Here is a 24,073-nt window from a genome sequence, read left to right as displayed (position 1 = left end):
GTTTGTATAAAAATATTTAAATCTAGTGGCTACGTGCCTTGTTATTTAGTATGAGAATCAAACCGTAGAGTCGCAGAGGGCAAAAAGGAAGAGAGAAAAGGAAGCAAAAGCTATTTGAAGTTACAATTGATAGCGATCGCTATTCTCCTGCTTGAAGTTTTCAGTAAATTGACCAAAGTATCGGATAACCACAAACCAGCGTCACGTAAAGCTTGAATTCCAGGAGATATGCTTGGGATTAATCCACGTCTTTTTGCTAATATCAGCAAGCTTCCTGTTCCAATGGTATTAATACCTAAAGCTTGACCGTAACGCCGTGCTGCTCTATCGTCAACAATAGCGGCACAGTCGGAATTTTTTAGTGCCAAATTCAATACTTGTGATTCTCCCTTTCCCAAATATCCCAAGCTGCTACAACAGGAGCCAATAGCATTAACTTCTACTGTTTGTATCCAAGAAATACTGGGTAATTGTGTTGATGCGACATCATCATTTTTTGGTGACTTCTTCAAGAACACCGAATGGAACTAAAACTTGTGTGAATAATTAGGGAATTAATTTTGTTTGTTAACTTTTTAAAAGAACAATCAAAGGTGAAGAGTTAATCTCGAAACAGCTAGCGATCGCTCTATTTTTCACTGTACTTTAGATATAAGGGAACATGAGAATCGAACCGCGTTCGCGAAGCGTCCCGAAGGGAAGGACGCAAAGGGCACGTTCGCGCAGCGTCTCGCAGAGAAGGAAGAGATAAAAAGGAGCGATCGCCCTTTGAAGTTAGAATTGATGGGCGATCGCTGCTAAAATTTAAGCTACAACTATTATGTGGTATCAATTTGGTGTGATTTTGTAAGATTTGAGATTTGCAATTGGGAAATTGCCTAGTTGTAAAATCTCCGCTAATTCGGTTAAGACAAGAGACGCGAAGAATCGCCGTCGCTACAATAATCAATTAAGCCCAAAAAATGAAAATGTGTAGGTTGAGTTGAGTAACGAAATCCAACAAACAATTTGTTGGGTTTCACTTCCCTACTGGACGCTACGCGAACGTTCAACTCAACCTACAAATATTCTTAACTGAACCGTATTGCGAGTTAAGGGATAGTTGATAATTAGTTTTCCAAAAGAATTAATTTCAGAAATTAGACCGTATCTAGCGGTATCTAGCAGTTCCGGTGAGTACTATAGTTTGATATGACTGTAATTGTCCAAATAGGGGAGTACGAATAAATCCTGATGTTTTTTGAGTAGTTAAAATGGCTTCGGTTTCGACAGGAGTTTCTCGTGTTCCGATCGCTAGGTTGATAATTGGTAAGAGTAAGCTCAGTTTAACTATATTTCCTCCCAAATCAGGGTTTAGTGGTCTGCTAATAATTATCGTCAGTAGCGTACCGATATCAGTAGCTAATGTCTGAATTTGATCGCCACTAAAATGCTCAGAAATTTTTGGAGTTTTGTAATCAAGCTGTAGAACTCCATTGATAATTGAATACTTGATGTTAGTATCTTTACCTTTAAGTTCAAATTCATTTGGTCGTTGCACAACAATTGCTTGTGCTGGCTTGGTGGATTTGGTAATCACAAAAGATAATAATGATGTCGTAGTTAAGCCAGTCACAAAAGTGAGAGCAGTTTTGATAACTTGACGACGGGGAAAATTTGAGGATATGTCTTTAAGTTTCATAATCGGTAATTTAAACCATTGATAAAGATATATTTCTCTTTCGAGAAAGAGATTAAGATTGTGCCGCCCGATAACAGAGCGCGACGATCGGAAATACCGCTGCTACTAGCGCCATAAGCGCCTAAATATGATTCTAGATTATTCAGTTAGAAAGTTAGCTTGCACCATAGGTACTACCCAACTCGATTCTTTGCAGCACATCGTTGAGCGACACATTGAACACGATTTTTAATGTACTGGTAATGTTAAAATTGTATATAGGAATGTAGATCGCGATCGAGTGCGATGACTGCGGCGGGCTACGCCTATGCATAAAGGCTGATACTGACTCCCTATTGCATAGAGTCGTATGCATAAAAGCCTTAGAAACGCAGGTTTTTAATATGAAGTTTGAGAAATTTGTACTAATTAGTAGTTAGGCAACATCAAAGAGCAAGAATGATGCGATCGCACTTGAGCCTTTGAGCCTCGACGTTGAGGCTTGTATCCTCAAAGTTGAGCCTTTCATCCTCAATGTTGCACCTTTTATCCTCGAAGTTGCGCCTTTGAGCCTCGAAGTTGAGCCTTGTATCCTCAAAGTTGCACCTTTTATCCTCGAAGTTGCACCTTTGAACCTCGAAGTTGCACCTTTTATCCTCAACGTTGAGCCTTTTATCCTCGAAGTTGAGCCTTTGAACCTCGACGTTGAGTCTTTTATCCTCGAAGTTGTACCTTTTATCCTCAACGTTGCGCCTTTTATCCTCGAAGTCGCACCTTTTAACCTCGAAGTTGGGATTTGCTACTCAAAACAGCCAGATAAATATTCTATCCCCCCTGCCCCTAATACTAAGGTGACTGATTTAACACCCACTTCAACCACTGGCTAAAAGAACTTATAGTATTCAACTTTTGAACTCCAGGCGCACGGGCGGCGGCGAGTCCATCAACGGCGACTAATGCGGCGTATTGCAAGCCCAAGAAACTATCAACTGCGGCGTAAGGGCCACCTAAAGTAATGGCTCCCGCAGCATACATTTGACCTCTATCGCTACGCATTTCTACTAACTCAAAATTGTTCGCTACAGTCAATCGCCCCAGATGATTCACTGGAAGATTGTAATGTTTCACCAAATCTGCCAAGAGGGGATTGGCATCTACCTTGGCATCCAGTCCAGTAGCATCAACAATAAAATCAGCTAGCAATTTTATTTCCCCAAAGCTTTGCTCTCGGATACGGGTAATAGTCCGGTTTTGCGCATCTCGTTCCACATCCAGCACCTCTCCGAAGGTAATTTGATACCAGCCTTCGCTTAACCCTTGGGCAGTAATTTGCTGCCAGTCTTGGCGGTCGGCGGTGGTAGTTCCACCCCAGTCTGCTAGTAAACGCTTGCGTTCATCGGGGGTGGCTTTTTCTAACATTGCCCGGAGTTCGCCGCCCCAACAGGCTTTTGGCCAGTTAAAGGGTTGAAATTCGTAATGATTTTTGACTAGGCGCTGGGTATTTTGAAATTTGTTGCCTTGGGGTTTAGGCGATCGCATTAAATGCAAAACTGCAATATTCTGATTTCGTTTTCTGGCTTCATAAATTCGCTGCACAATCCGCGAAGCCACAATTCCCCGCCCCCGAATCAATACCGTACCACCATGTTGCTCTAGTTGCTCATAAACGCGATCGTGAGCTTCATAAGCATTGACAACAGATTTAAAGTCTTGATATTTTTCTCTATAAGCTTGCAAATCTGGGAGAAACTGAATTGCTGGATATCCAGTAGCTAAATGTAAATAACGACTAACTAAAAAAGCATAATTTCCTGGGCCGCGAGAATAGGCTACGCAATATCTGCCATCATCAGTTTTGCGAATTACCCTAACTCGCCCATAGCGATAAATTTGATTCCAGCCAATGCGCTTCGCCTCCCTATCTATGGAATCAAAGACGTTACCCGCACGGGGAGTATAAGTTTCTGCAAATGTTGGTTCAGCAAAAACTTGCCATAAATACTTGAATGCTGGCTTTATCTCTCCTTTGGCTAAGTCTCGCCAAGCTTCACGCAAGGCATAACTAGGCCAACCCCAAATATTATCGGGACAAGAATCAGAATTAGAACGCAATCTTTCATATAAAGGAATTTGCGAATTCAGACAGAGGCGCTTGTAACGGGCATAAGGTTCCGCCTCTAATCCCAAAGCCACAATTTTGTCAGCACGTACACCACTAATTCGCAGCAAATCAGCCCATAAAAAGCTACCCAATCCCGCCCCGATCGCTAGATAATCAGATTCATCTACTGGTAATCCCGTAGCATGAAGTGCTTGCACAGAGACCTTTTGTGCCTGAAATGCCAATGGCGGGAAATTACTTGCCACGGGCGCTAGCGGCTGAACTACAGGCAAGCTGGGGTCTGGGCGATTGGTATTTGCGTTGAAGTGAATCGTTGAAGGGGGGCTAGTATCTGGTGCAGAAGCGCTAGCACCAAATGTCACTGCAATCAAATACGGGCCAATTTGCAACGTATCGCCATTAACCAGGACACTGCGCGTTTGTGGTTGACCGTTGACATAGACACCGTTAACGCTACCTTGGTCAATCACTACTAAATGGTCTTGTTCCCAGTCAATTAGGGCATGGTAACGAGAAACTTCGTTACTGTTAAGCAGCATCCGAGAAACCCGCATTCCCCTGAGTTCAGGAGGTAAGCGGGCAAATTCTCGACCAAAAGCGATCGGCACATTCAACAGTGGTTCTCGCCGTTCGCCCGTCGCTGGTTCTTCCCAACTTAATTGGATTTGTAGGTCATTTGTCATTGGTCATTTGTCATTTGTCATTTGTCATTGGTCATTTGTCATTGGTCATTAAGTCAAGAGTTAGGAATTCTTCCCCTGCTCCCCTGCTCCCCTGCTCCTCTGCTCCTCTGCTCCCTAATTCCTTGCTACCAACACACTCACAGCCGCAGCTAAAGATGTCCCACACCAATGACAGCCAATTTGTAGATTCTCTCCTGGGGAAACTTTATGACATTTGGGGCATTCTAAGCCATAAACTCCTGGCGGTGGTGCGGGGGGTGTTTGTGGGTGATGGTGATGTCCGAGATTTACTGCTGGATTGGGTGGTAGCAAAATTGTTGCTGGAATGCTACCTGTGGAAATGCTTGTAACATTGAGTTTTATTTGTCCTAAAGTGATGCTAGTACCCTCAGTTAAAGGCATTTCACCTTGGACTAATTGCTGTCCATTGACAACGGGGGGATTTTGCAATCGCAAATTCCTGATATAAAAGCGCTGTTGGTGGTGATGAAAAAATATTTCAACGTGCAGTCCAGACACAGTAGGATGACTCAGAACAATGTCGCACCGGAGGGGATCGCGACCGATGCGGACAGTGCCATGATTTTGACTTGGCTGTTGTTCGTAAATATTTTGAGTTTTATCTTGACCTGCATCGTGCCACTGTAAAGTTAGTGCGTTCATGGTTCTAACTTCGTAAATCGTATTTAGCTACTTCAACTTCTTTCTGTGCGATTCCTAACATGATTGAGTAGGTGGAAGCAAGTATTTAGAAAAAACTTCAACAAGCTTTATCTATCCGACGCTAATTTATCAGCAATGCGTGTTGTTTCTGGCAGCCGATATTTGGGCGTGCAGCGTAATACATAGTCAATGGCTGTCGGTAAACTAATTCGATGACCACTGGAGATATACAGAGGTTTTACTCCTGTGCGCGATCGCAAAACTGCCCCAATGGTTTCACCGTTATATATTAGTGGTTGCGTGCTGCCTTTGGTTTCTGCCAATTCTTCATGCTTACCTATCAACCTCGACTTAGCTACACCAATTGTCGGTATATCTATAAGTAACCCTAAATGGCTAGCTATACCTAATCTGCGGGGATGGGCAATTCCTTGACCATCACACAGAATGATATCTGGTGTTGTTTTAATCTTTTCCAGGGCATCGAGGACGGCTGGTATTTCCCGAAATGAGAGGAACCCAGGAACATAAGGAAAGGTTGTAGGACGATGTGCTAGGCTTGTCTCGATTATTTGCAAATCAGGAAAACTTAGGACTGCGACAGCAGCACGGCTAATTGTCCCATCAGCTTCAAAACCCATATCCACCCCAGCAACATACTGGATAGGTTCTTGCAGTCGATCCTCAGTAATTACTTGATTTTGCAGCGTTTCTTGGATAACTATGGCTTCTTCTAGCGTTGAAGGCCAAGCATGATCTCGGTAAAATTTCATATTGAAAATTGGAATTTAACTGATTAATATTAATCTTGTTAATTTAGCAAGCACAAAAACAAAACTTTTTGATGTTGATACAGGGAAAATAGATTTTTGTAAAAATCTGTGAATGACTATCTTTATACTAAATATTTTAGCCCAGGTTAGCTGATATCTTGCATCATAATGTTACTTAAGGCTGTCAAGAGGGAATCCTGAGAATATAAGTTTATTTTTCTAGATTTTCTCTTTTACTGGTTATGACACAGCCAAATATTCTAAAACTTGCAAAACAGGGAGATGCAGAAGCGATCGCATCTCTGATGAACCGTCACTTACACCCCAAAGGAATCACTGCAAAAGTTGGCTTCCAAGATGCTTGCTTGGAGGTAATACTAGAATCTGCCCAAGTGCTAAATCAGCCAATTTTAGTTGCATTTATCCGCAAAGGGTTAACCGCTTTAGGGGCTGTATCTGTTCAAAAAGTGAAAGTTTACGGGCAACAAACGGGTAAAGAGTTTCCAGCTTGGAGTAAAGAGTTTGATTTGAGCATAGCAGAAGTAGAAGCAGTAGATAATGAACAGTCTTCTAGTAATACTCAAAATCTAACCATTTCTATTAACCTAAGCGGCGATACTGCACGGGGATTAACAAACAAAGATTTTGAATTTATTGCTAATCAAATAAGTTCTGATATTTTATCATCTTGTACTAACGTTTTTATTCAAAAAGTAAGTATTAGTAATGGTAGCTCTGTAATTACAAAGGAACGTTAATGTTTAATACTCACCCAGAGACGCAGAAAAATAGTATAAAATTGATGTTTTTGTTGCAATTATGATAAATTCAGGTATATTTTCACTATAGGGATTTAAAGACTTTTAAAATATTTTTTTTACCTGTAAATGGGGAACCCTGAGATAGAAGATATTTTCTTAGGTTTTCGGATTTATTGGTTATGATACAGCCAAATCTTTTAGAACTTGCTAAACAGGGAGATGCACAAGCGATCGCATCAGTAATTAATTATCTCCTGCAACCAAAGGATATTACTGCCAAAGTAGTCTTGAAAGATGGTTGCTTACAGGTAATGCTGGAATCTTTTCAAGTACCGGAGCAAGAATCATCGGTCACTTTTATTCGTAAACTAATAATAAAGTTAGAAGCTACACCTATTAAGTCCGTAAAAATCTACGGAAAAGGCAAAGGACAAACCTCAGTAGCTTGGATAGATGATTTAAAGTTGACTCCTGAGAATGAGGAGATTAAAAAAAATTCTAGTATTTTAGAACTAGCTAAACAGGGAAAATACGAAAAACTCTCTCAAATATGGCCAGTTTGGTTTCCTTATCCTAGTTCTTGGTTTAGGGCGATTATTCTAGTTCCCATAGCATTTCCTGGCGCACGTTTAATAGTTTTTGGATTAGCCGGAGTATTTATATCACTTCTCGGCAACAGCCCTATATTATTAATATTTTCTGTTTTATTCGGCTTATTAATACCAACCATTTTCTTAGCCTTTGTTTACCATATTTTTTGGTTTATTTGGCAAAAGCCTAAATTATCTAATAAATTACCTAAATGGATACCTACCTTGAATAGTTTATGGGCTGGTTTCTATGGCACAGTGGTTATGGGATTATCTTTTATGCTAATCCTAACTATTTTCTCAGAATTAGCTTTTTTTAATTGCAACTTGTACAATAAAATACCAGAATATTTTAATGGTTGTACAGGGCATTTAACAGGACGCGCAACAAACGGAATTTTTTACAGCATTGAAAATAATGATTTTTTAAGTCAACGTTGGTTCATGATTTGGATGTTCACTGCCGCATATCTATACCAATTAGAACACTTAATAGTAAACCGCTTAATTCCACACCTGACACTTCTAGTCCAAAATTTACAAACTAAACGTAAAAGCTACAGTATTGATCGCACAATTTTAAAAATTGACAGATTGCGTGATGATATGGGGCTAACCCAAATCAAAAAAGGGAAAAAGCAGCATTTACTTATACTCTCGTTATCTCAAGATAATTCTCAAAAGCCTAAAAATATCAAGAAAAAACTGTTGATAATTATGCTCATTCCTTTGGTTTATATTGGAATATATTTATCAGCAAAAATTCCCAAAACAAAAGAAAAAGTACCAACTTATATAGCTTTTCCAGTTACTTCGCCAAGTCCATTTCTAACAGTATTCACGTCTCAAACTGATACATTCCGAGAGGCTGTTAATAAAGCAACAAGTGCTGCCAAACTAACCCAGCTAGCAAAATCTCCAGATGAGTGGAAGACAGTTGTGAGTCAGTGGCAAGCTGCGATCGCACTTATGAAAACTGTGCAATCTTCTAGCCCAAATTATCTAGTAGCCCAGCAAAAAATTAAAGAATATCAGAAAAATATTAACTACGCTGAAAAAAATGCCGTCCCTGGCAAGTAACGCGATCGCTCTTATTTTTACCGATCCTGATGAAATGTGATGGATTTATCCTTTAGAGGGATATCCGGTTAATTCTCCCTAGCTAAAATTTTATAATAAAAGTTATTTCGCTCCCGAAGCCAATCATGACAGAAGGAAAAACGCGGCGTAATTTCCTAATTACCAGCATTGCTATAACTGGAGGTATTGTGGCAACTAATGCTTTTGAGCAAAATACTACCAACACCGCCACACCGCCAGCAACTATCCCAGAACGGTTACTGGGACGCACGCAAGTAAATCTGCCTATCTTCGGGTTTGGAGCAGGACAAATGCCACTATCCGGTGGCGAAGGAAAAGAGGGTGATGCGATAGCGATTGTTCAAAGAGCGCTGGAACTCGGCATTCGCTACTTTGATACAGCAGCTAGTTATGGGCCGAGTGAAGATTATTTAGGCAAAGTGCTACCACCCCATCGCTCAAAGCTTTTTCTAGCAAGCAAGACCGATCAAAGAGATCGGGATGGTGCATGGCGAGAATTGGAGCGATCGCTTAAACGTCTCAATACAGATTATCTCGATTTATGGCAGTTGCATCGCGTATCTTTTTCTGAAGAACTCGACACCATCTTTAGTCCATCTGGTGCAATTAAAGCTTTAGAAGAAGCCATAGAACAAAAATTGGTACGCTTTGCTGGGATCACCGGACATCACGACCCTCAAGTAATTGCTGAAGGGTTACGTCGCTATCCTTTCCACACTACACTCATACCTGTAAATGCCGCCGACAAACACCACCCACGTCCATTTATTCCAGTGGTTCTACCAGTTGCTCAAGAAAAAAATGTTGGTGTGATTGCGATGAAAGTCCTGGCTTATGGTCGGCTGTTTAAATCAGGTGCGTTGACAGGTATGGAAGAAGCTTTAGGTTACACACTATCTCAGCCTGGGGTTCATTGTTGCGCGATCGCAGCACAGACAGTTCCACAATTAGAGAATAATGTCAAGATAGCGCGGGCTTTTGTACCCCTGAAGGAGCCAGAATTGACAGCGATCGCTCAACGGGCTGCTAATGTCTGGGAAGATAGTACATTCTTCCGTGCTTGGACTTAGCCTAACCTTGCACATATTACAAAGTGTATTCTTATCAGTCCCGCTGATAATATTGTGCCGCTTGCGACATATTAAATTGTAATAGCTTCTCTTCTGGCAACTTGTATCTCAAACTCGGCTTAAAAGGCGAAATATTCAAACTGCGAATAATTTCTGACGCCACAGCCTTTGCTAATAACGGTGGTACAGAGTTACCAACTTGTCGAAATCCGTGCCATTTGGTTACATGAAATCTAAACCAATCGGGGTAAGAATGCAATCTCGCCGCTTCCCTGACGGTGATACAGCGCGGCGTAGATGGATGAATCGGTCTAGGAGATGTGAAGGAACCCCTGTACTTATCTGTTCCGGCTCTTAAAGTATTACAGACACCAGCAGGATGTAACTTATGAAAACGACTAATTTTTTCTCTTTCGCCTTGTTGAGTCTCCTGAAAACGTTTAACAGTTTCCGCAGAATGTTTTGTTCTTAAACTTGAAGAAAGTATTCGCAAATCATATTCTCGTTTGTAAGAATAATCATCATTTAGGCATTTGATACCGCGAAGTACAAGAGCATAGTTACTAGGCTTTTCATAGTCTGCAACAACCCAATCTCTTGTTAGTAACTCTGGATATTTTTCTATTTTAGGTAAATCTCCAATTGCATCCCATACTGTAGGACTCGATGGAATGTCAGATATTTTTTTAGAATTTAAATTATTTGGTAATGCTTGTTTAGTAATCGGCTGAGGATATTTCGGTAATTCTACATCCTCCCTTGCACCTATGAGAAATAATCTTTCACGGGACTGTGGTACTCCGTAATTTGCAGCATTGAGAATTTTATAATTTTCTTCTACTTTATAGCCGTGAATTCTAAACTCGCTAATTAATGTTTGGAGGATTTGTTTATGTTCGCCAACCGTTATCCCCCGGACATTTTCCATCACAAAGAATTTCGGTTTTAGTTCAAAAACCAGTCGATGAAAGTGAAACACCAAAGAGTTTCGAGGATCGTCAACAGCCCGTTTACCAATTAGGGAAAATCCTTGACATGGGGAACCACAAATTACCACATCAATATCGCGATCGCCAATCTTAGATCGATTCCTAATTTCTTCCCCGGTTGTATCCACAACACTTTTACATAACACTGAGCAATAAGGGAAGTTAAACTCATGTGTTGCACAATGGATCGGGTCGATTTCCACAGACGCCAGCACATCAAAACCAGCTTGCTCAAAGCCAAGAGTCATACCGCCCGCACCAGCGAATAAGTCAACTGCGATCGCTCTTTGTTTTTTCATCTCATAAGCCATGACACCCCAATCTAATTCGTAATTAATAATTCGTAATTCGTAATTCGTAATTACCCTATGGATAAATGCGGGTTTCGGCAAAAATAGGTGGTTCGCACTTAATTTTACTCATAAATAAACTGATTGATTCTCTATTTTTAATTACGAATTACGAACTACGAATTACGAATTATTTAGTCGCATTTGCAAAATTTCTTGAGCAGCGCGATCGCAAACCCCAACTTCTCCCAAACTTTGCCGCATTTCTTCATAATCTAGCAAAGTTTGCTCTCTGCGACTGGGATTGAGTAGCAGTTCCATCGCTGCTTGGGTAATATTTTCTGCTGTGGCTTGCTCTTGTAAAAATTCTGGCACAATCGGCTTCATCACAACTAAATTAGGTGGCGATGCGAAGGTTATTGAACCTTTGAGAATTTTACGAGCTATCCAAGCAGTCAAACGACTGAGGCGATAAACTACAACCTGTGGCACATTTAACAAAGCAAGTTCTAGGTTGACAGTACCAGATTTGCTAATAGCAAAATCAACTGCGGCAAAAACTTCCATTTGTTGACCTGATATAACTGTCGCCCGCAAACCGTAACGCTCAATAGCCTCCTCGATTGGTTGTCTATAGACTTCCAGCGATAAGGGAATCCAGAAACGAACTTCAGGTAATTTAGCTTGAATAGTTTGGGCAGCTTGAAAAATAATTGGTAAAAGATATTTTAGTTCTTGGCGGCGAGAGGCGGGGAGGAGTGCGATCGCAATTTCTTCTGGTGCAATCCCTAATGTTGCACGAGCTGCTTCCCGACTAGGAGCATCTTGCATTCGGTCAACCAAAGGATGTCCCACCCAACTAACTTTTGCGCCTTTCTCGCGAAAGTAACGGGCTTCTTGTGGAAAGATTGCCAACAGCTTATCTGTAAAACCAACAATCCGGTTAGTTCTCCGCAAACTTATTGACCAAGCCCACTCTTGGGGAGCAATGTAATATACCACAGGCACATCTGGTAGATGCTGTTTCATATAAGTCCCAATTTCCAGATTGGGAGTCATATAATCGATCAGCACTACCAAGTCAGGTGGATTTTGCTTTAAGGAAGCGATCGCCTGACGTTGCACCTGAAGAGTCGGTAAAACATAAGGCAGCCCTTCTAGAATACCCATTGAGCCAATACTACTGGTATTTCCCAACAGAGTTGCCCCAGCCTCTACCATTTTTTCGCCACCCAGTGCCACAATCTCTAATTCCAACCCAATCGCCACAGCTTGACGCTTCAGCGCTGAAATTAGTAGCGACCCTTGTAAATCGCCAGATACTTCGCCAGTGCTGATAAATATCCGCATTTGATAATTAAAGTTAGGAGTTAGGAATTAAAAGTGAGGAGTTAAAAGTGAAGAGTTAGGAATGAGGAGTAAAGAGTTAAAAAATTTAATTTATCAACTCATAACTCATAACTCCTAACTCCTAACTCCTAATTCACGATTCATCACTTGCGCCTTTTTTCCCTTTACTGGGAATCAAGCCACGTCTTCCAGGCATCTGAGAAAGTAGCAGGAAGCGTCGCAGATGCTGCAATTCTTCGCTATCTCCTAACAATTCCAACTGTTCCAAAGCATCCTTAAAAGACAAATTAGAACGGTAGAGAATGCGGAAGGCTTTTTTCAGCATAAGCAAATCTGCTGAGTCCATACCAGACCGTTTGAGTCCGACAAGATTGAGGGTTCGCACCCGCGCTGGATTTCCCTCCACTAGCATATATGGGGCCACATCGCGGTCAATACGTGCCATACCTCCCACCATTGCTTGTCTACCAATATGCACAAATTGATGGACACCTAAAACTCCACTGAGTCTAGCGCGTGATTCTATATGGACATGACCAGCCAACGCCACAGAGTTAGCAATCACTACTTGGTCTTCAATGACGCAGTTATGAGCCACATGGACATAAGCCATCAACAGATTACCGTCACCAATTATGGTCGCTTCACCAGCACCGGTCGCGCGGTTAATCGTAACGTACTCACGAATCAAGTTGTTATCACCAATTTTGACCCAGGTTGGTTCTCCTACAAACTTCAGATCCTGGGGTTCCATGCCGATGGCTGCACCTGTAAAAATCTGATTTTGCGCCCCAATTTCACAAGGCCCCTCTAGCACTGCATGAGCACCGATTATTGTTTCAGGGCCCACTTTGACATGCGCTCCAATCACAGCATAGGCACCGACTTGCACTGTATGGTGGAGTTCCGATTTCGGATGAATTACAGCAGTTGGATGAATTAGCGTTTTCAAGGGTGAATCTCCAGAACTGTCTTAATAATCCAGCGCCAGGCGGGGTTTTTGAGGCAGCGCGTTACTCTGGTTAAAAGAGTTGTACCGACTACCGCCCCATTGAGGCGACTGGCGTTGTTGAGTGTGAAATATTTCAGTGAACGAAAGTGTCGGGCAAAGCAAGTTAAGTGTGTTTGTGAGTGCGTCTCGTAGAGAGGGCGGCGAAAATCAAGAAATTATTCAGATGCTATTGTGGATTTTTTAACTGTTATCCTGTTTCAGGATTCAGTAGGGGCATTTCACGGCTATACCCACACCACGAAAGCAAACTTTTAGCTAACTAAAGAGAACATTAATTCCCCTTCACAAGCAAGTTGACCATCAACTTCGGCACGACCTTGCATCTTACCGAAACGACGTTGTTTTACCCATAACAGTTCCACCGTCATTACTAGTTGATCCCCCGGCACAACCTGGCGACGAAAGCGAACTTTATCGATACCAGCGAAGACGAACAGCCCGCCTTCTGCCGAAGACATCTGAGTTAGGACAATGCCTCCAACTTGTGCCATTGCTTCAACAATTAGCACTCCTGGCATCAGTGGACGTTCAGGGAAATGTCCTGGAAAATGGGGTTCGTTGATAGTGACATTTTTAACCCCAACAGCTTTTTTACCTGGAACGTAGTCAATTATTTTGTCTACAAGTAAAAATGGGTAGCGATGGGGTAGCAATTTCTGAATTTCTTCAGATGTGAAAGTTGTTTTAATCTCAGAACTGATTGTAATCTCATTTATACCCTGTGGTTCGGTAGATGTAGGTGTAGTCGTATCGATGGTATTCACTTCAGTGAGGATTGACATTGGGCGTGTAGTTGATTTTTTATCTAAAAGTTGAGTAGGCAGGCGTATATCCAAAGCCTTAATAATCCTGGATGCAAACTTTAGATCGAATCTAAAATTCTTTGAGCCAGTTGAATGTGTAAATTATGACTGGCTTTATACGCTAAAAAATGAGCACGAGGAAAAGTTCCTAGTAAACTCAAATCTCCTACTAAATCCAAGATTTTATGACGGACTGGCTCATTTGCAAATCTCAATGGTGGATTTAGCCAGCCTTCTGGCCCACAAACGAGTGCATTATCCAAACTGCCACCTTTAATTAACCCTGTTTTTTGTAAGTGTTCAATTTGATGCAGTAACCCAAAAGTACGCGCAGGAGCAATTTCCGTAGCAAAGCTAGCAGAAGCGTTTTCTAGTTCAGCCGTTAGCGACCAACTATGCCATTGATTGCCAATAGCAGGCAGGTCAAAATCAATACCGTAACTAAAGCGGGTTTCTGGTGCTGGGAGGGCACATACAAAGGCATCCCCTTGATAGACCCATATTGGTTCTGTAATAGCTAAGGGAACTTGGTTGTTAACGGCTTGTGAGACTAAGCCAACTTGGGCAATATTGGCTGTCCACACACTTGCTGAACCATCTAAAAGTGGAACTTCTGAACCATCAATTTCAATCCGGGCATTATCCACACCCATACTCGAAAGTGCTGCCAACAAATGTTCTACCGTGCGAACATATACCTCCCCCTTACCCAACTGAGTCGAGAGAACAGTGTGATTAACTCCTGCAACTTGGGCTGGAATTATTGGCAAATCCGGTAAATCCACCCGCACAAAGTAGCGTCCACTTCCCGCCTCGGCTGGTAGTATCCGCACCTGGGTATTCACACCGCTATGCAGTCCCACCCCTATTTGGGTGATTTGGGCAGCTAGAGTGTGCTGTCGCATAGCCGAAAAGTTAATATATTTCCTTTAGTATTGTTCATCGTCTGTTTTGGTAAAATCCCTGATATTCCCTGAAAAATGTCATTAATCCCTTTATCGGAACAGTATTGAGGTAAATGTAACAATTAGCAAGCTAATCCAGAAAAGTTAATTGTCATTTGTCCTTTGTCCTTTGTCCTTTGTCAGTTGTCCTTCGTGATTCACTAATGACCAATGACCAATGACTAATGACAAATTAAAATCTTTCGCCAATACCGAAATTAATCCGACTGTCACCATCATCGTTGATACCGTAGTCAATCCGAATCGGCCCCAGTGGAGATTGGACGCGAACGCCAAGACCATAGCCGAAGCCACTGCCATTTTTGTTCAACACTTCAGCAGCCCTAGTACTAGTTCCCAGGTCACTACCGAGATCAAAAAATAGTGCCCCACTAACTACTGAAAAAACTGGAAACCGATACTCAACTGATGCTTGCACATAAGAGCGTCCACTACCTAATGCTCCTTCTTCATAACCCCGGACGGAGTTACTACCCCCAAGGGTAAAAGCTTCGTAGGGAGGTAAGTCTCCAAGGATGGTTCCTGCTTGCAGGTTAAATGCTAAGGTTTGCGCCCCTTTGCTGAGGCGAATCAGCTTAATGGGTAAATATTGGCTGTAGCTACCCCGGAATCTGGTCAGGAAGATGTTGCCTAGCCCCACAGGGACTGACTGATCGACTCCAAAGCGGAGATAAGAACCACTAGTGGGTTGCAGGGGGTTATTACGGAGATCGCGCTGTGCCCCTACTTGCAACAGTAGTAAATCGTCTTGACCGCCGCTAGAGAGGGTCAGTGGAATTTCATCACTGAGGCGGTTTCCAGTATCATCATCAAATACCGCTCCTGTTTTTCTCAGATTACCATCAGCATCACGGGCGGAAACTCGTTGATACTGTAAGCCCGCTGAGGCAGTCCAGACAGAAGTTTTATAAGGATTGGCAGACAAAGGACGGGTAAAGGTGACACCACCACCTACACGGAGAATCCGGGGGCGATCCTGAGAATCTACATCGTTGGGATTACCCGGATCAAACGTCCTAATATCTTCATCTTTACCATCAAAAATCAACGAAATAGAACTGCGACGGAAAATATTGGTTGTGTAGGAAGTCCGGTAAGGATCTCCTGCGATCCAGGGATCGGTAAACCGCACGTCAAACAGCAGTTCCCGTTCTCCTACCTGTATTTCTGTCCCCAGTTTTTGGTTCCTACCGTTCAGGTTTTGCTGTTGATAGCTAACTGTTCCAAAAAGTCCGCTAGCAGAGCTAATCCCAGCCCCAGCCGCAATAGAACCGCTGCTGCGTTCAGCTACATTCACTACTACATCCACCTTACTGGGGTCGGTACCAGGGTCAAGGGACACATTCACATCTTCAAACAGTCCTAATCCATACACGCGCTGTAGGTCTTTTTGCACTGTGTTGCGATTGAATACTTGTCCTGGCTTCAACTCGACTTCTCGGGTAATGATGTACTCCTGTGTCCGTCCGCGAATTGGTTGTCCTTTCTCGTCTGTTTCCTGACCATCTTTATTGCGGAACCGGACTCTAATGTTTTCTACTACCCCTTCTGCTACTTGTAAGGTAACAACTCCGCTTTCAGAGACTTGTGGCGCTCCAATCACGTTGGCTAAGACGTAACCTTGGTCTTGATACCGCTTGTTTAACTGCTTGATGCCTTCTTGCAAGTCACGCAAATTGAGAATTTTGCCATACTGCTCTTTAAATACTTCATCTACAGTATTAGCTGGTAGTACAGAAGCGACACCAGTTCCAGGATTGGCTTGCACTTCTACTTTACTGAGAACGGGGTTAGGCTGCACAACAAAGCTCACCCGCACTCCCAAGGGGGTGTCTTCTGGCGCTGCTTGGACATTGGAGAAGAAGCCAGTACCAAAGATGGCGTTAATATCTTCTTGCAGTTGGCTGCGGGTGGTTGTTTGTCCTGGTTGGGTACGAATTACTCTGTAAACTTGGCTTTCCAGTTCTGGTGATAGTTGGCCTGCCTGGGATCTAACTACTACTTCCGATACCAGTACGCGGGGATCGTTGGCTTCTGGGGCTGTGTTGGGTTGAGTATTACCCGGAGTTGTCGGTGGGTTAACATTCTGGGGACTTGGAGTAGTGCCTGGGAATGGAGTATTGCCCGGAGTTGTCGGTGGGTTAACATTCTGGGGACTTGGAGTGGTGCCTGGGAATGGCGCAGGTGTTCTTTCTTGACTAGCTGGGGGGGGAATTTCTGGAGCGGTTGATGGTTCTGGAGTTGTGGGTAATAAAGGTTCCGTTGTCGGTGGATTGACATTTTCTGGAACTGGAGTGGTCTCAGGAGTTGGAGAAGGCGTTGGTTCTTGAATTTCTGGCGGTGGAATGTCTGGAGCCGGAGACGGCTGTTGAGTAGGGCTGGGATTGATTTCAGGGGTTTGTGCAGTTGTTGGCGTTGTGGAGGTTGGCACAATTACCTCTGGATTCGCGATCGCTGCTGGGTTGGCAGGGTAAATTGCGACGACGCGGGATTGGGGACGCTCCGCCTCTATAACTCCTGTGGATTTAGGTCGAGATTCTAGACTTTTACTAGAGTTAACCTGACCAGTGTCCTTTTCTGGCTGCTGATTTGTTTCTAGTGTCAAAACTTCTGTTGTCTGTTTTGAACTGTTGGCGGTTTCTGCATTTGCACTCAATGAGCCACCCAAAGGGGCTGCAATTGCTACTGCTGCCAGCAATACGGGAGATAAACGCATTTTACTTATTATTCCTCTTCACGACCACACACACACCATTACAAGGCAATAATGCCCTTATCCCAAAGGTAAAACTCAAAACATAATTTTTTTCTTTTGCTTTTTTACTTTACAAGGCAAAAGGCAAAAGGCAAAAGGCAAAAGTTAAATATAATTCCTTCTTACCTTTTGGTTTTTACCTGTTAACTTATAGTTTCTACTGCTTTTAGCACTCTTTGTAAAACCTCCTGGTAGGCATCCTCTACATTTCCTAAGTCTCGGCGAAAGCGATCTTTGTCCATTACCCGGCGGTTTGAGTCCTTTTCTGCGGTATCCCACAAACGGCAGGTGTCGGGGCTAATTTCATCTGCCAAGAGCAACTGCTGTTGTGAGTCCAAACCAAACTCTAGTTTGAAGTCTACTAGGGTAATGCCACACCGCTGCCAAAAGTTATTGAGAAATTCATTGATTTGCAATGCTAGATGTGTAATTGCGTCTACTTGTTCCGCAGTCGCTAGTTCTAGCAGGTACAGGCGATCGCGTGTCAACAAAGGATCTCCTAATTGATCGTTTTTATAATAGAACTCAACCAAAGGCTGTTTCAGAATTGTACCCACTGGTAAACCTGTTTGCTGACACAAACTGCCAGCAGCAATATTTCTGATCACCACTTCTAAGGGTAAAATCTTTACTGCCCTCACCCGCATTTGATTCGGGGCAGGACTATCGATAAAGTGAGTCTTTATACCATAGGCCTCCAACTGTTTAAAAAGCTGGCTAGAAATGCTACAATTAATTTTTCCTTTCCCTTCGATGTTGCCACGCTTTTGGGCGTTAAACGCCGTCGCATCATCTTTAAAATCAGCCAACAAGACTTCTGGATCGTCCGTTGTATAAAGAATTTTTGCTTTGCCTTCGTATAACTTGGAATTAACAGACATGATGGCAGGTAGTGTTTTAGGCGATGGACAAAAATTGTCCTTTGAGGCTTCACCATTTTATCTTTAGTTATTAACTATTAGCCATTGGTGATTATTTAAGAGGAAGCAGGGGCAGGTTAAAATAATTAATTACCAATGCCCAGACCAATTTTCTCTTCTAGGTCGCTGCTTAATAGTCAGTTGCCAAATATTTATAACTAAATCTCTAACTTTTAACAGAGGACAATTGGCTTTCCGATCTAGTATATTCACGTAAGTATTTTTACATGAGAATTTTAATTTGTTTTGATAAAATAATTTACTTAGGCATACTGATATGTCATAATCATTTGTACTTAAAAGGTTTCAACTGAAGCTAATTACAATTTCAACTTCATAAATTAAGATGAGATAAATTGATAACCAGGAGGAAAATCAAATGTTCTCTCTAGTTACTTTGGCGGAAAGTTTTTTGTAATATTTATAACACACAAGATTGCAAGCTTTATCCTCTAGCCTTAAAATCTGAATCAACGAATTCCTGCATCAACAATTGGAAAAGGAATTGGACGATCTAAATTTACCCCAATCTGACAAAAGCAAAGATTAGGTTAGCTAGTAATTCAGCTTCAGAAACCAAAACATAAGGTGAATTGAATAAATGGAGAAAAAAATAGTGAACAAGGATGATTTTCTCTTCCCTCGCGGTCGCTACTACGGTCAAGTTAAGCCAGAAAACTTGGTTTTTAATGCAAATCTCCAGGAATTTGCTCAACGGGTAAGTTACATTTGCAACTTAGAAACAGGCGGAAAAGTGCCTCCAGGTGCAGCTTACGAACAAATAAAGGAACTGTGGAAACAGTTGAAACGCTCAAAAAAAGAGCTAGGAATTGGCGAAGCTCCGTTTCAAGATGACCAGGGAGAGGCTAAAGATTGAATGGGGAATGGGGTATGGGACATTGGGAACTAACAAATGACAAATGACCAATGACCAATACTTCTCTTCGAGAGGCTGCGCCAACGACTACGCTCAGTACAAGTGACCAATGACCAATGACCAATGACTACTTAGTAAGCATTGTCCAAATACCATCCCAGGACTCTGGAGGCGGCGTTTGTTGATAATTACGCGCACGCTCTAGGTGGATATCAACAGCTTGGTCTTGGGGCTGGATAGATTTGGCGGACTCGAAACAAGCGATCGCTTGTGAGAAGTTACGCGATAAATAAGCAGCGCGTCCAGTAGCATAATGAAATAAAAACTCTTGAGTGTTGGCATCTAATTCAGTAGTGCGATCGCCAATTAACTCGTAGATATTAACTGCCTGGTGTTTCCCTTTGACTCGGATTTTATCTAACTGGCGCACCCAAATGCGATCGCTGCACAATTGGTAAGTAAATTCACTCAAAACAATATCACAACCGTAATCTTTAGTTACCGCTTCCAAGCGCGAACTTAAATTTACACCATCTCCAATGACGGTGTAATCCATCCGTTTGCGAGAACCAATATTACCCGAAACCACATCCCCAGAACTAATCCCAATGCCAATACGAATTTGCGGCTGCGCCTGGATAATTCGCCGTTGATTAAATTCCTCTAAGCGGCGTCTCATATCTAACGCTGACTGTACAGCCCTCCAAGCATGATTTTCTGTCAAGGGTAGCGGCGCACCAAATACCGCCATTAAGGCATCACCAATAAATTTATCGAGAGTGCCTTCGTGGTTAAAAACCGCCTCTACCATCGTTTCAAAATATTGATTGAGCAGCAATACCACCTCAGCTGCACCGAGATTTTCCGTAAGTGTTGTATAGCCCCGGATATCAGAAAACAAGATAGTTACTTCCTTCCGTTCGCCTACCATTAAAGCATCTTCCCCTAGTGCCATAACTTGTTCAGCTACATGGGGCGTCAAGTAACGGGACATGGTAGTTTTCATCCGTTTTTCCTGAGTAATGTCTTCTAAGACCACCAAACCACCGCGGACACCGCCTTCTGGGTTAGTCAGAGGATTAACAGTAAGATTGATATTGCGTTCTAATGTTTGTACCTCATTAGAAGTGAGAAACTCAGATTGGGGAGTCAGAGGTTGATTCCAGGGAATAAAAATATCGGGGTTAGTGCGATCGCGCACTGCTAAAATTGAGTGTTGATTCCTAAGTCCTGTTAAGGGTAGCGGAGCGTTTAGCCCGTCCTGGTTTTCACTCAGCACTTGGTAAAGTCCCAGCATCAAACTTTGCTCTGGCACATAATGTTTAGCTCCAGTTTTTAGACTATCTTCTAGTCGCATTTGGAGATTTTCAATTGGCACAACTTCCCAAACTAGGCGACCAATCAAATTTTGTTCCCACAAAAGCTTGTTGTTTTTACTATTAGCGTCTTTTATCGGACAACCCAGCAACTCTAGGGCTGCATCATTAATCGTGACAATCTGTCCTGCCATATCTGTAGAAATCACAGCATCTGACAGACTTTGTAAAATATCTTTTTGATACTGTTTTTCTAACAGCACATTTTCAAACAGCCGAGCATTTTCTAAAGCAATTCCTGCCTGATTATTAAAAGCTCGCATAAACTCTTCATCAGAAGCAGTAAAACTGTTTTGTTGCTTATTAATTAATTGTGTAACACCAATCAATTCATTTGCAGAATTAAATACTGGTAAACACAGGATATTGCGAGTTATATAACCAGTTTTTTTATCTATAGTCGGGTCAAAGCGGGGGTCTTTATAAACATCGGAAATATTTAAGGCCTCACCAGTGGAAGCTACATATCCAGCAATGCCACGGTTAGCAGGAATGCGAATTTCTATCAAGTTTGTGCCATCTGCTGCCACTGCAACTTTCGTCCAGAGTTCGTTTAGCTCTTTACGATATAAAAACAGTGTGCTGCGGTCTGCTTGCATTAAAATTCGAGCTTGTTCCATGACTATCTGCAAAGTCGCTTCTAAATCTAAACTTTGCCCCAGTGTCTGAGTTGCCCGCAACAAAGCCGTTGCGCCTCTTTGATTACGAGCCGCTACATAAAAGGATTGGCAGCTTTCCAGGATAATCCCAATTGAAGCCGCAAAGTCTCGAAAACGTTCTTCATCATCATGATTAAACGGAACATTCCCGGTTTTATTAGCTAGTTGCACTACCGCTACAGTCTGGTTTTTGCTACTGATAACGGGCATACATAAAATATTACGGATTTTATAGCCCATTTGTTTTTCAAGTTCTGGGCTAAATAGGGGATGAGTATAAGTTTCAGATATATTCAGGTATTGACCTGTACTAGCAACATGTCCAGGGATACCCACTGTAATGGGAGTGCGAATTTCTAAGAATTTTTGGGTATTATCTTGAGGAACTTTTGACCACAGTTGACCTTTGTCATAATCAACTAAAAAAATGGCTGTATGTTCTGCTTGGAGAATTTGACCAATTTTGAGTGTGATAGCTTCTAATACTTTCTCCAACATAGTTTCTAGAGCTTCATTATTGATCAGTTCAATAGCTCTCAGAAATTGCTGGAACTCAGCAGTTATAAAGTCGAGTAAGCAAACAAATTCATTAACAGATAAGTCTTTGACGCGACGCAATAGGGCGTGAGCACGATTAACTTGAGTCAGTTCAGTTAATGTAGCCAAGACGCTGCCAGAGTTGGGGAGTGTCACGTCGCTTCGCTCCGAATTAAAAATTCAAAATTCAAAATTAATAATCCCCATAAATAAATGGGCTTGTATCATGAGTCTGTTTCGGTCATAGGAATTTTGGATTTTGGGCATAGGGCATGGTTATTAATTCTTCTTCCCCTGCCTCCCCTGCTATCTCATCTCCCCACTCCCTTATTTTGCCAACTGTTCAGAAAATATCACCTTTTGATAGTAATCTTGTAGCTGCCTGGTAGCAGCTGCCCAACCCCAACTTTCTGCTTCCTGGCGGGCATTTTGGCGGATGATGTCTCGTTGTTGTTTTTGTTCTAAGAGTCGAACAGTAGCAGCTAATGCTCCTTTAATATCTGCTGTTGGCTCAAAAAGATATCCATTTACGCCGTCTGTGACAATATCAGGAATTCCCCCGGAACGGGCTGCTACCACGGGACAGCCAGCAGCCATCGCTTCTAGTAGTACTAAACCCAGTGTTTCTGTACGGGAAGGAAAGATAAAGGCATCAGCACTCGCAAAGGCAGAACCTAACTCTTGCCCCATAAGATAGCCAACAAAATAAGTGTTTGTGCCAGCAAAGTGTTTTTGCAATGCTTGACGGTGCGGCCCATCTCCAACCAATGCCAACCGCGCTTCGGGAATTGCTTCTAAGATTGGTTTGATACGCTCAATTTCTTTTTCAGCCGAAAGTCGCCCCACATAAAGTAGCAATGGACTTTCTGGATGATTTTGCGATAGACGCGATCGCATCTCTACACTAGCCAAATCTGGGTGAAATAATTCCGTATCCACCCCACGCTGCCATAAATCTACACGTTCAATACCATGTGCAGTCAATTCCTCCACCATTGCTGTGGAGGTACACAGATTCAAAGCTGCTTGATTATGAGCGCCTTTCAGCAGTTCCCAAAGAAAACCTTCCAGCATACCTAAGCCGTAATGCTGGAGATATTGGGGTAAATGGGTATGATAAGAGGCCACCAAGGGGATTTTGAGGATTTTGCTATAAAATATACCAGACAAACCCAAAACGGCTGGATTCACGACATGAATAATATCTGGCTTAAACTCTTCTAAGACGTAACCAATGGCTGGGCGGGGTAATGCCATTTTCAATTCTGGATACAATGGCAGAGGAAAGCCAGTAACGCCGTAAACTTTAGCGCCTTTGTGTTCTGTGATACCTCCATCAGGGGCAATCACCAACACTTGATTACCACTGCGCTGTAAATGGTCAACAGTGTGACGCAGGCGCGTTACAATGCCGTCAACCTTGGGTAAAAAGGTTTCGGTAAATAGAGCAATTCTCATAAAAAACTATTCAGTCCAGGCAGATAATCTCAGCTTTGCTTGCGTTTTGGTATCAAACACAGAATAGACCCTCTCCTGTGGTGTAATCAACTCTGCACAGTCAGATTTAATGTTTTGCTTCTGTTTTTGTACAAAGTCCGAGATATCCTCAATGTTGACAATCCAATCTTTGGCGTAAGCAGCTAGTACTTCACCACGTAACCCTAACTGAATAGCGCGTCTTTTTAATTTTGTCCCAGATGGGTGATGGTCTGGGTCCCATTGTAGGCGAACTTGTGATTGCTTCAATGCTCTTTGCCAAGCACTTTTATCGGGATAAAGTTCTGGAACATAGCTGGAATGAACAGCCGCCGCTAAAATTTCTTCAATTGCCGAACGCTTAATCCGAATAGCTAACACTACCTCTTGCCCACTTTTTGTACCCCATCCAGAACGATACATCATCCAGAGGAAGTTAGTTTTGATCCAACTCATGCGGTCAAAACTAAACTCACCACCAAAATAACCGTAGGTGGCGGCGAAGTTACCAATAGCTGGACGATACGCCTGATAAACAACAATTGAATGGTCGTCATATTGTGCTAATATATGACGACCATTTTTTGGCCAATTACTGACTTGAGTTAAATAAGGTTCTGTTATTAGCCGCACGCAGAGTT

20 protein-coding genes are annotated in these 24,073 nt (G+C 42.4%); 5 read left to right on the top strand and 15 right to left on the bottom strand.

The features are described 5' to 3' along the window. Positions 1 to 110: 110 nt before the first annotated feature. Both V7K84_RS23850 and V7K84_RS23845 read right to left on the bottom strand, forming a co-directional pair. On the bottom strand, positions 111 to 512 hold the full coding sequence (locus V7K84_RS23850) for a DUF3368 domain-containing protein (RefSeq protein WP_334841677.1): 402 nt from the start codon (positions 510 to 512) through the stop codon (positions 111 to 113). 638 nt (positions 513 to 1,150) lie between these two features. Next, positions 1,151 to 1,681, bottom strand: a complete 531-nt coding sequence (locus V7K84_RS23845) for a hypothetical protein (protein ID WP_334841676.1) — start codon at positions 1,679 to 1,681, stop codon at positions 1,151 to 1,153. A 461-nt stretch (positions 1,682 to 2,142) separates the two neighbouring features. Here V7K84_RS23845 and V7K84_RS23840 point away from each other — a divergent pair, with 461 nt between their 5' ends. Further along, positions 2,143 to 2,547, top strand: a complete 405-nt coding sequence (locus V7K84_RS23840) for a hypothetical protein (RefSeq protein WP_334841674.1) — start codon at positions 2,143 to 2,145, stop codon at positions 2,545 to 2,547. Here V7K84_RS23840 and V7K84_RS23835 read toward each other — a convergent pair. The 3 genes from V7K84_RS23835 to nfi all read right to left on the bottom strand — a co-directional run bounded on the left by V7K84_RS23835 (position 2,507) and on the right by nfi (position 5,901). Then, the gene (locus V7K84_RS23835) at positions 2,507 to 4,465 is read right to left on the bottom strand and encodes an FHA domain-containing protein (protein ID WP_334841672.1); all 1,959 of its coding nucleotides are present in this window, start codon (positions 4,463 to 4,465) and stop codon (positions 2,507 to 2,509) included. The genes V7K84_RS23840 and V7K84_RS23835 overlap by 41 nt on opposite strands. A gap of 114 nt (positions 4,466 to 4,579) precedes the next feature. Continuing rightward, positions 4,580 to 5,128 carry an FHA domain-containing protein gene (locus tag V7K84_RS23830; protein WP_334841671.1) on the bottom strand — a complete coding sequence of 183 codons (549 nt, stop codon included), beginning with the start codon at positions 5,126 to 5,128 and terminating at the stop codon, positions 4,580 to 4,582. A gap of 107 nt (positions 5,129 to 5,235) precedes the next feature. Continuing rightward, a complete protein-coding gene (gene nfi / locus V7K84_RS23825; RefSeq protein ID WP_334841668.1) occupies positions 5,236 to 5,901 on the bottom strand; it encodes a deoxyribonuclease V in 666 nt (221 codons plus the stop codon). Positions 5,902 to 6,143: 242 nt separating this feature from the next. Here nfi and V7K84_RS23820 point away from each other — a divergent pair, with 242 nt between their 5' ends. The 3 genes from V7K84_RS23820 (at position 6,144) to V7K84_RS23810 (ending at position 9,423) form a co-directional block, all read left to right on the top strand. Beyond that, positions 6,144 to 6,659 carry a hypothetical protein gene (locus V7K84_RS23820; protein WP_334841667.1) on the top strand — a complete coding sequence of 172 codons (516 nt, stop codon included), beginning with the start codon at positions 6,144 to 6,146 and terminating at the stop codon, positions 6,657 to 6,659. A 290-nt stretch (positions 6,660 to 6,949) separates the two neighbouring features. Then, on the top strand, positions 6,950 to 8,332 hold the full coding sequence (locus V7K84_RS23815; protein ID WP_334841666.1) for a hypothetical protein: 1,383 nt from the start codon (positions 6,950 to 6,952) through the stop codon (positions 8,330 to 8,332). A 125-nt stretch (positions 8,333 to 8,457) separates the two neighbouring features. Then, entirely contained in the window at positions 8,458 to 9,423 is a 966-nt protein-coding gene (locus tag V7K84_RS23810; protein WP_334841665.1) for an aldo/keto reductase, read from the top strand. 34 nt (positions 9,424 to 9,457) lie between these two features. Here the strand turns inward: V7K84_RS23810 and V7K84_RS23805 are convergent, their stop codons facing one another. The 7 genes from V7K84_RS23805 to purC form a co-directional block, all read right to left on the bottom strand. Beyond that, positions 9,458 to 10,723, bottom strand: a complete 1,266-nt coding sequence (locus tag V7K84_RS23805; RefSeq protein WP_334841849.1) for a DNA cytosine methyltransferase — start codon at positions 10,721 to 10,723, stop codon at positions 9,458 to 9,460. Between the two features lie 162 nt (positions 10,724 to 10,885). Next, positions 10,886 to 12,052 (bottom strand): lipid-A-disaccharide synthase, encoded by a 1,167-nt coding sequence (lpxB, locus tag V7K84_RS23800; RefSeq protein WP_334841663.1) that lies wholly within the window; start codon positions 12,050 to 12,052, stop codon positions 10,886 to 10,888. A 133-nt stretch (positions 12,053 to 12,185) separates the two neighbouring features. Then, positions 12,186 to 13,004, bottom strand: a complete 819-nt coding sequence (gene lpxA / locus V7K84_RS23795) for an acyl-ACP--UDP-N-acetylglucosamine O-acyltransferase (protein ID WP_289797906.1) — start codon at positions 13,002 to 13,004, stop codon at positions 12,186 to 12,188. Between the two features lie 311 nt (positions 13,005 to 13,315). Continuing rightward, positions 13,316 to 13,846 (bottom strand): 3-hydroxyacyl-ACP dehydratase FabZ, encoded by a 531-nt coding sequence (gene fabZ / locus V7K84_RS23790; RefSeq protein WP_334841660.1) that lies wholly within the window; start codon positions 13,844 to 13,846, stop codon positions 13,316 to 13,318. Between the two features lie 80 nt (positions 13,847 to 13,926). Then, positions 13,927 to 14,772, bottom strand: a complete 846-nt coding sequence (gene lpxC, locus V7K84_RS23785; protein ID WP_334841658.1) for a UDP-3-O-acyl-N-acetylglucosamine deacetylase — start codon at positions 14,770 to 14,772, stop codon at positions 13,927 to 13,929. Positions 14,773 to 15,004: 232 nt separating this feature from the next. Continuing rightward, complete coding sequence (locus tag V7K84_RS23780; protein ID WP_334841656.1) at positions 15,005 to 17,548, bottom strand: BamA/TamA family outer membrane protein; 2,544 nt, start codon at positions 17,546 to 17,548, stop codon at positions 15,005 to 15,007. Positions 17,549 to 17,730: 182 nt separating this feature from the next. Beyond that, positions 17,731 to 18,468: a phosphoribosylaminoimidazolesuccinocarboxamide synthase gene (gene purC / locus V7K84_RS23775; RefSeq protein WP_194046456.1), complete on the bottom strand. Its 738-nt coding sequence runs from the start codon at positions 18,466 to 18,468 to the stop codon at positions 17,731 to 17,733. 640 nt (positions 18,469 to 19,108) lie between these two features. Between purC and V7K84_RS23770 the strand changes: the two genes are divergently transcribed. Then, on the top strand, positions 19,109 to 19,384 hold the full coding sequence (locus V7K84_RS23770; RefSeq protein WP_334841654.1) for a DUF7219 family protein: 276 nt from the start codon (positions 19,109 to 19,111) through the stop codon (positions 19,382 to 19,384). A 127-nt stretch (positions 19,385 to 19,511) separates the two neighbouring features. Here the strand turns inward: V7K84_RS23770 and V7K84_RS23765 are convergent, their stop codons facing one another. The 3 genes from V7K84_RS23765 to V7K84_RS23755 form a co-directional block, all read right to left on the bottom strand. Beyond that, positions 19,512 to 22,112: a GAF domain-containing protein gene (locus V7K84_RS23765; RefSeq protein ID WP_334841653.1), complete on the bottom strand. Its 2,601-nt coding sequence runs from the start codon at positions 22,110 to 22,112 to the stop codon at positions 19,512 to 19,514. Between the two features lie 171 nt (positions 22,113 to 22,283). Further along, entirely contained in the window at positions 22,284 to 23,414 is a 1,131-nt protein-coding gene (locus tag V7K84_RS23760; protein ID WP_334841651.1) for a glycosyltransferase family 4 protein, read from the bottom strand. A gap of 6 nt (positions 23,415 to 23,420) precedes the next feature. Continuing rightward, a complete protein-coding gene (locus V7K84_RS23755; RefSeq protein WP_334841649.1) occupies positions 23,421 to 24,065 on the bottom strand; it encodes a DUF4291 domain-containing protein in 645 nt (214 codons plus the stop codon). Between the last annotated feature and the right edge of the window lie 8 nt (positions 24,066 to 24,073).

This window comes from Nostoc sp., from assembly GCF_036917315.1.
Classification (GTDB): domain Bacteria; phylum Cyanobacteriota; class Cyanobacteriia; order Cyanobacteriales; family Nostocaceae; genus Nostoc.
This window is presented reverse-complemented; position numbering and strand designations above follow the sequence as displayed.

Coding starts and splice junctions, on each gene's coding strand:
- V7K84_RS23845 (WP_334841676.1), bottom strand. CDS start 1,681: ATGAAACTTAAAGACATATCCTCAAATTTTCCCCGTCGTCAAGTTATC.
- V7K84_RS23835 (WP_334841672.1), bottom strand. CDS start 4,465: ATGACAAATGACCTACAAATCCAATTAAGTTGGGAAGAACCAGCGACG.
- V7K84_RS23830 (WP_334841671.1), bottom strand. CDS start 5,128: ATGAACGCACTAACTTTACAGTGGCACGATGCAGGTCAAGATAAAACT.
- nfi (WP_334841668.1), bottom strand. CDS start 5,901: ATGAAATTTTACCGAGATCATGCTTGGCCTTCAACGCTAGAAGAAGCC.
- V7K84_RS23820 (WP_334841667.1), top strand. CDS start 6,144: ATGACACAGCCAAATATTCTAAAACTTGCAAAACAGGGAGATGCAGAA.
- V7K84_RS23810 (WP_334841665.1), top strand. CDS start 8,458: ATGACAGAAGGAAAAACGCGGCGTAATTTCCTAATTACCAGCATTGCT.
- V7K84_RS23805 (WP_334841849.1), bottom strand. CDS start 10,723: ATGGCTTATGAGATGAAAAAACAAAGAGCGATCGCAGTTGACTTATTC.
- lpxB (WP_334841663.1), bottom strand. CDS start 12,052: ATGCGGATATTTATCAGCACTGGCGAAGTATCTGGCGATTTACAAGGG.
- fabZ (WP_334841660.1), bottom strand. CDS start 13,846: ATGTCAATCCTCACTGAAGTGAATACCATCGATACGACTACACCTACA.
- lpxC (WP_334841658.1), bottom strand. CDS start 14,772: ATGCGACAGCACACTCTAGCTGCCCAAATCACCCAAATAGGGGTGGGA.
- V7K84_RS23780 (WP_334841656.1), bottom strand. CDS start 17,548: ATGCGTTTATCTCCCGTATTGCTGGCAGCAGTAGCAATTGCAGCCCCT.
- purC (WP_194046456.1), bottom strand. CDS start 18,468: ATGTCTGTTAATTCCAAGTTATACGAAGGCAAAGCAAAAATTCTTTAT.
- V7K84_RS23770 (WP_334841654.1), top strand. CDS start 19,109: ATGGAGAAAAAAATAGTGAACAAGGATGATTTTCTCTTCCCTCGCGGT.
- V7K84_RS23760 (WP_334841651.1), bottom strand. CDS start 23,414: ATGAGAATTGCTCTATTTACCGAAACCTTTTTACCCAAGGTTGACGGC.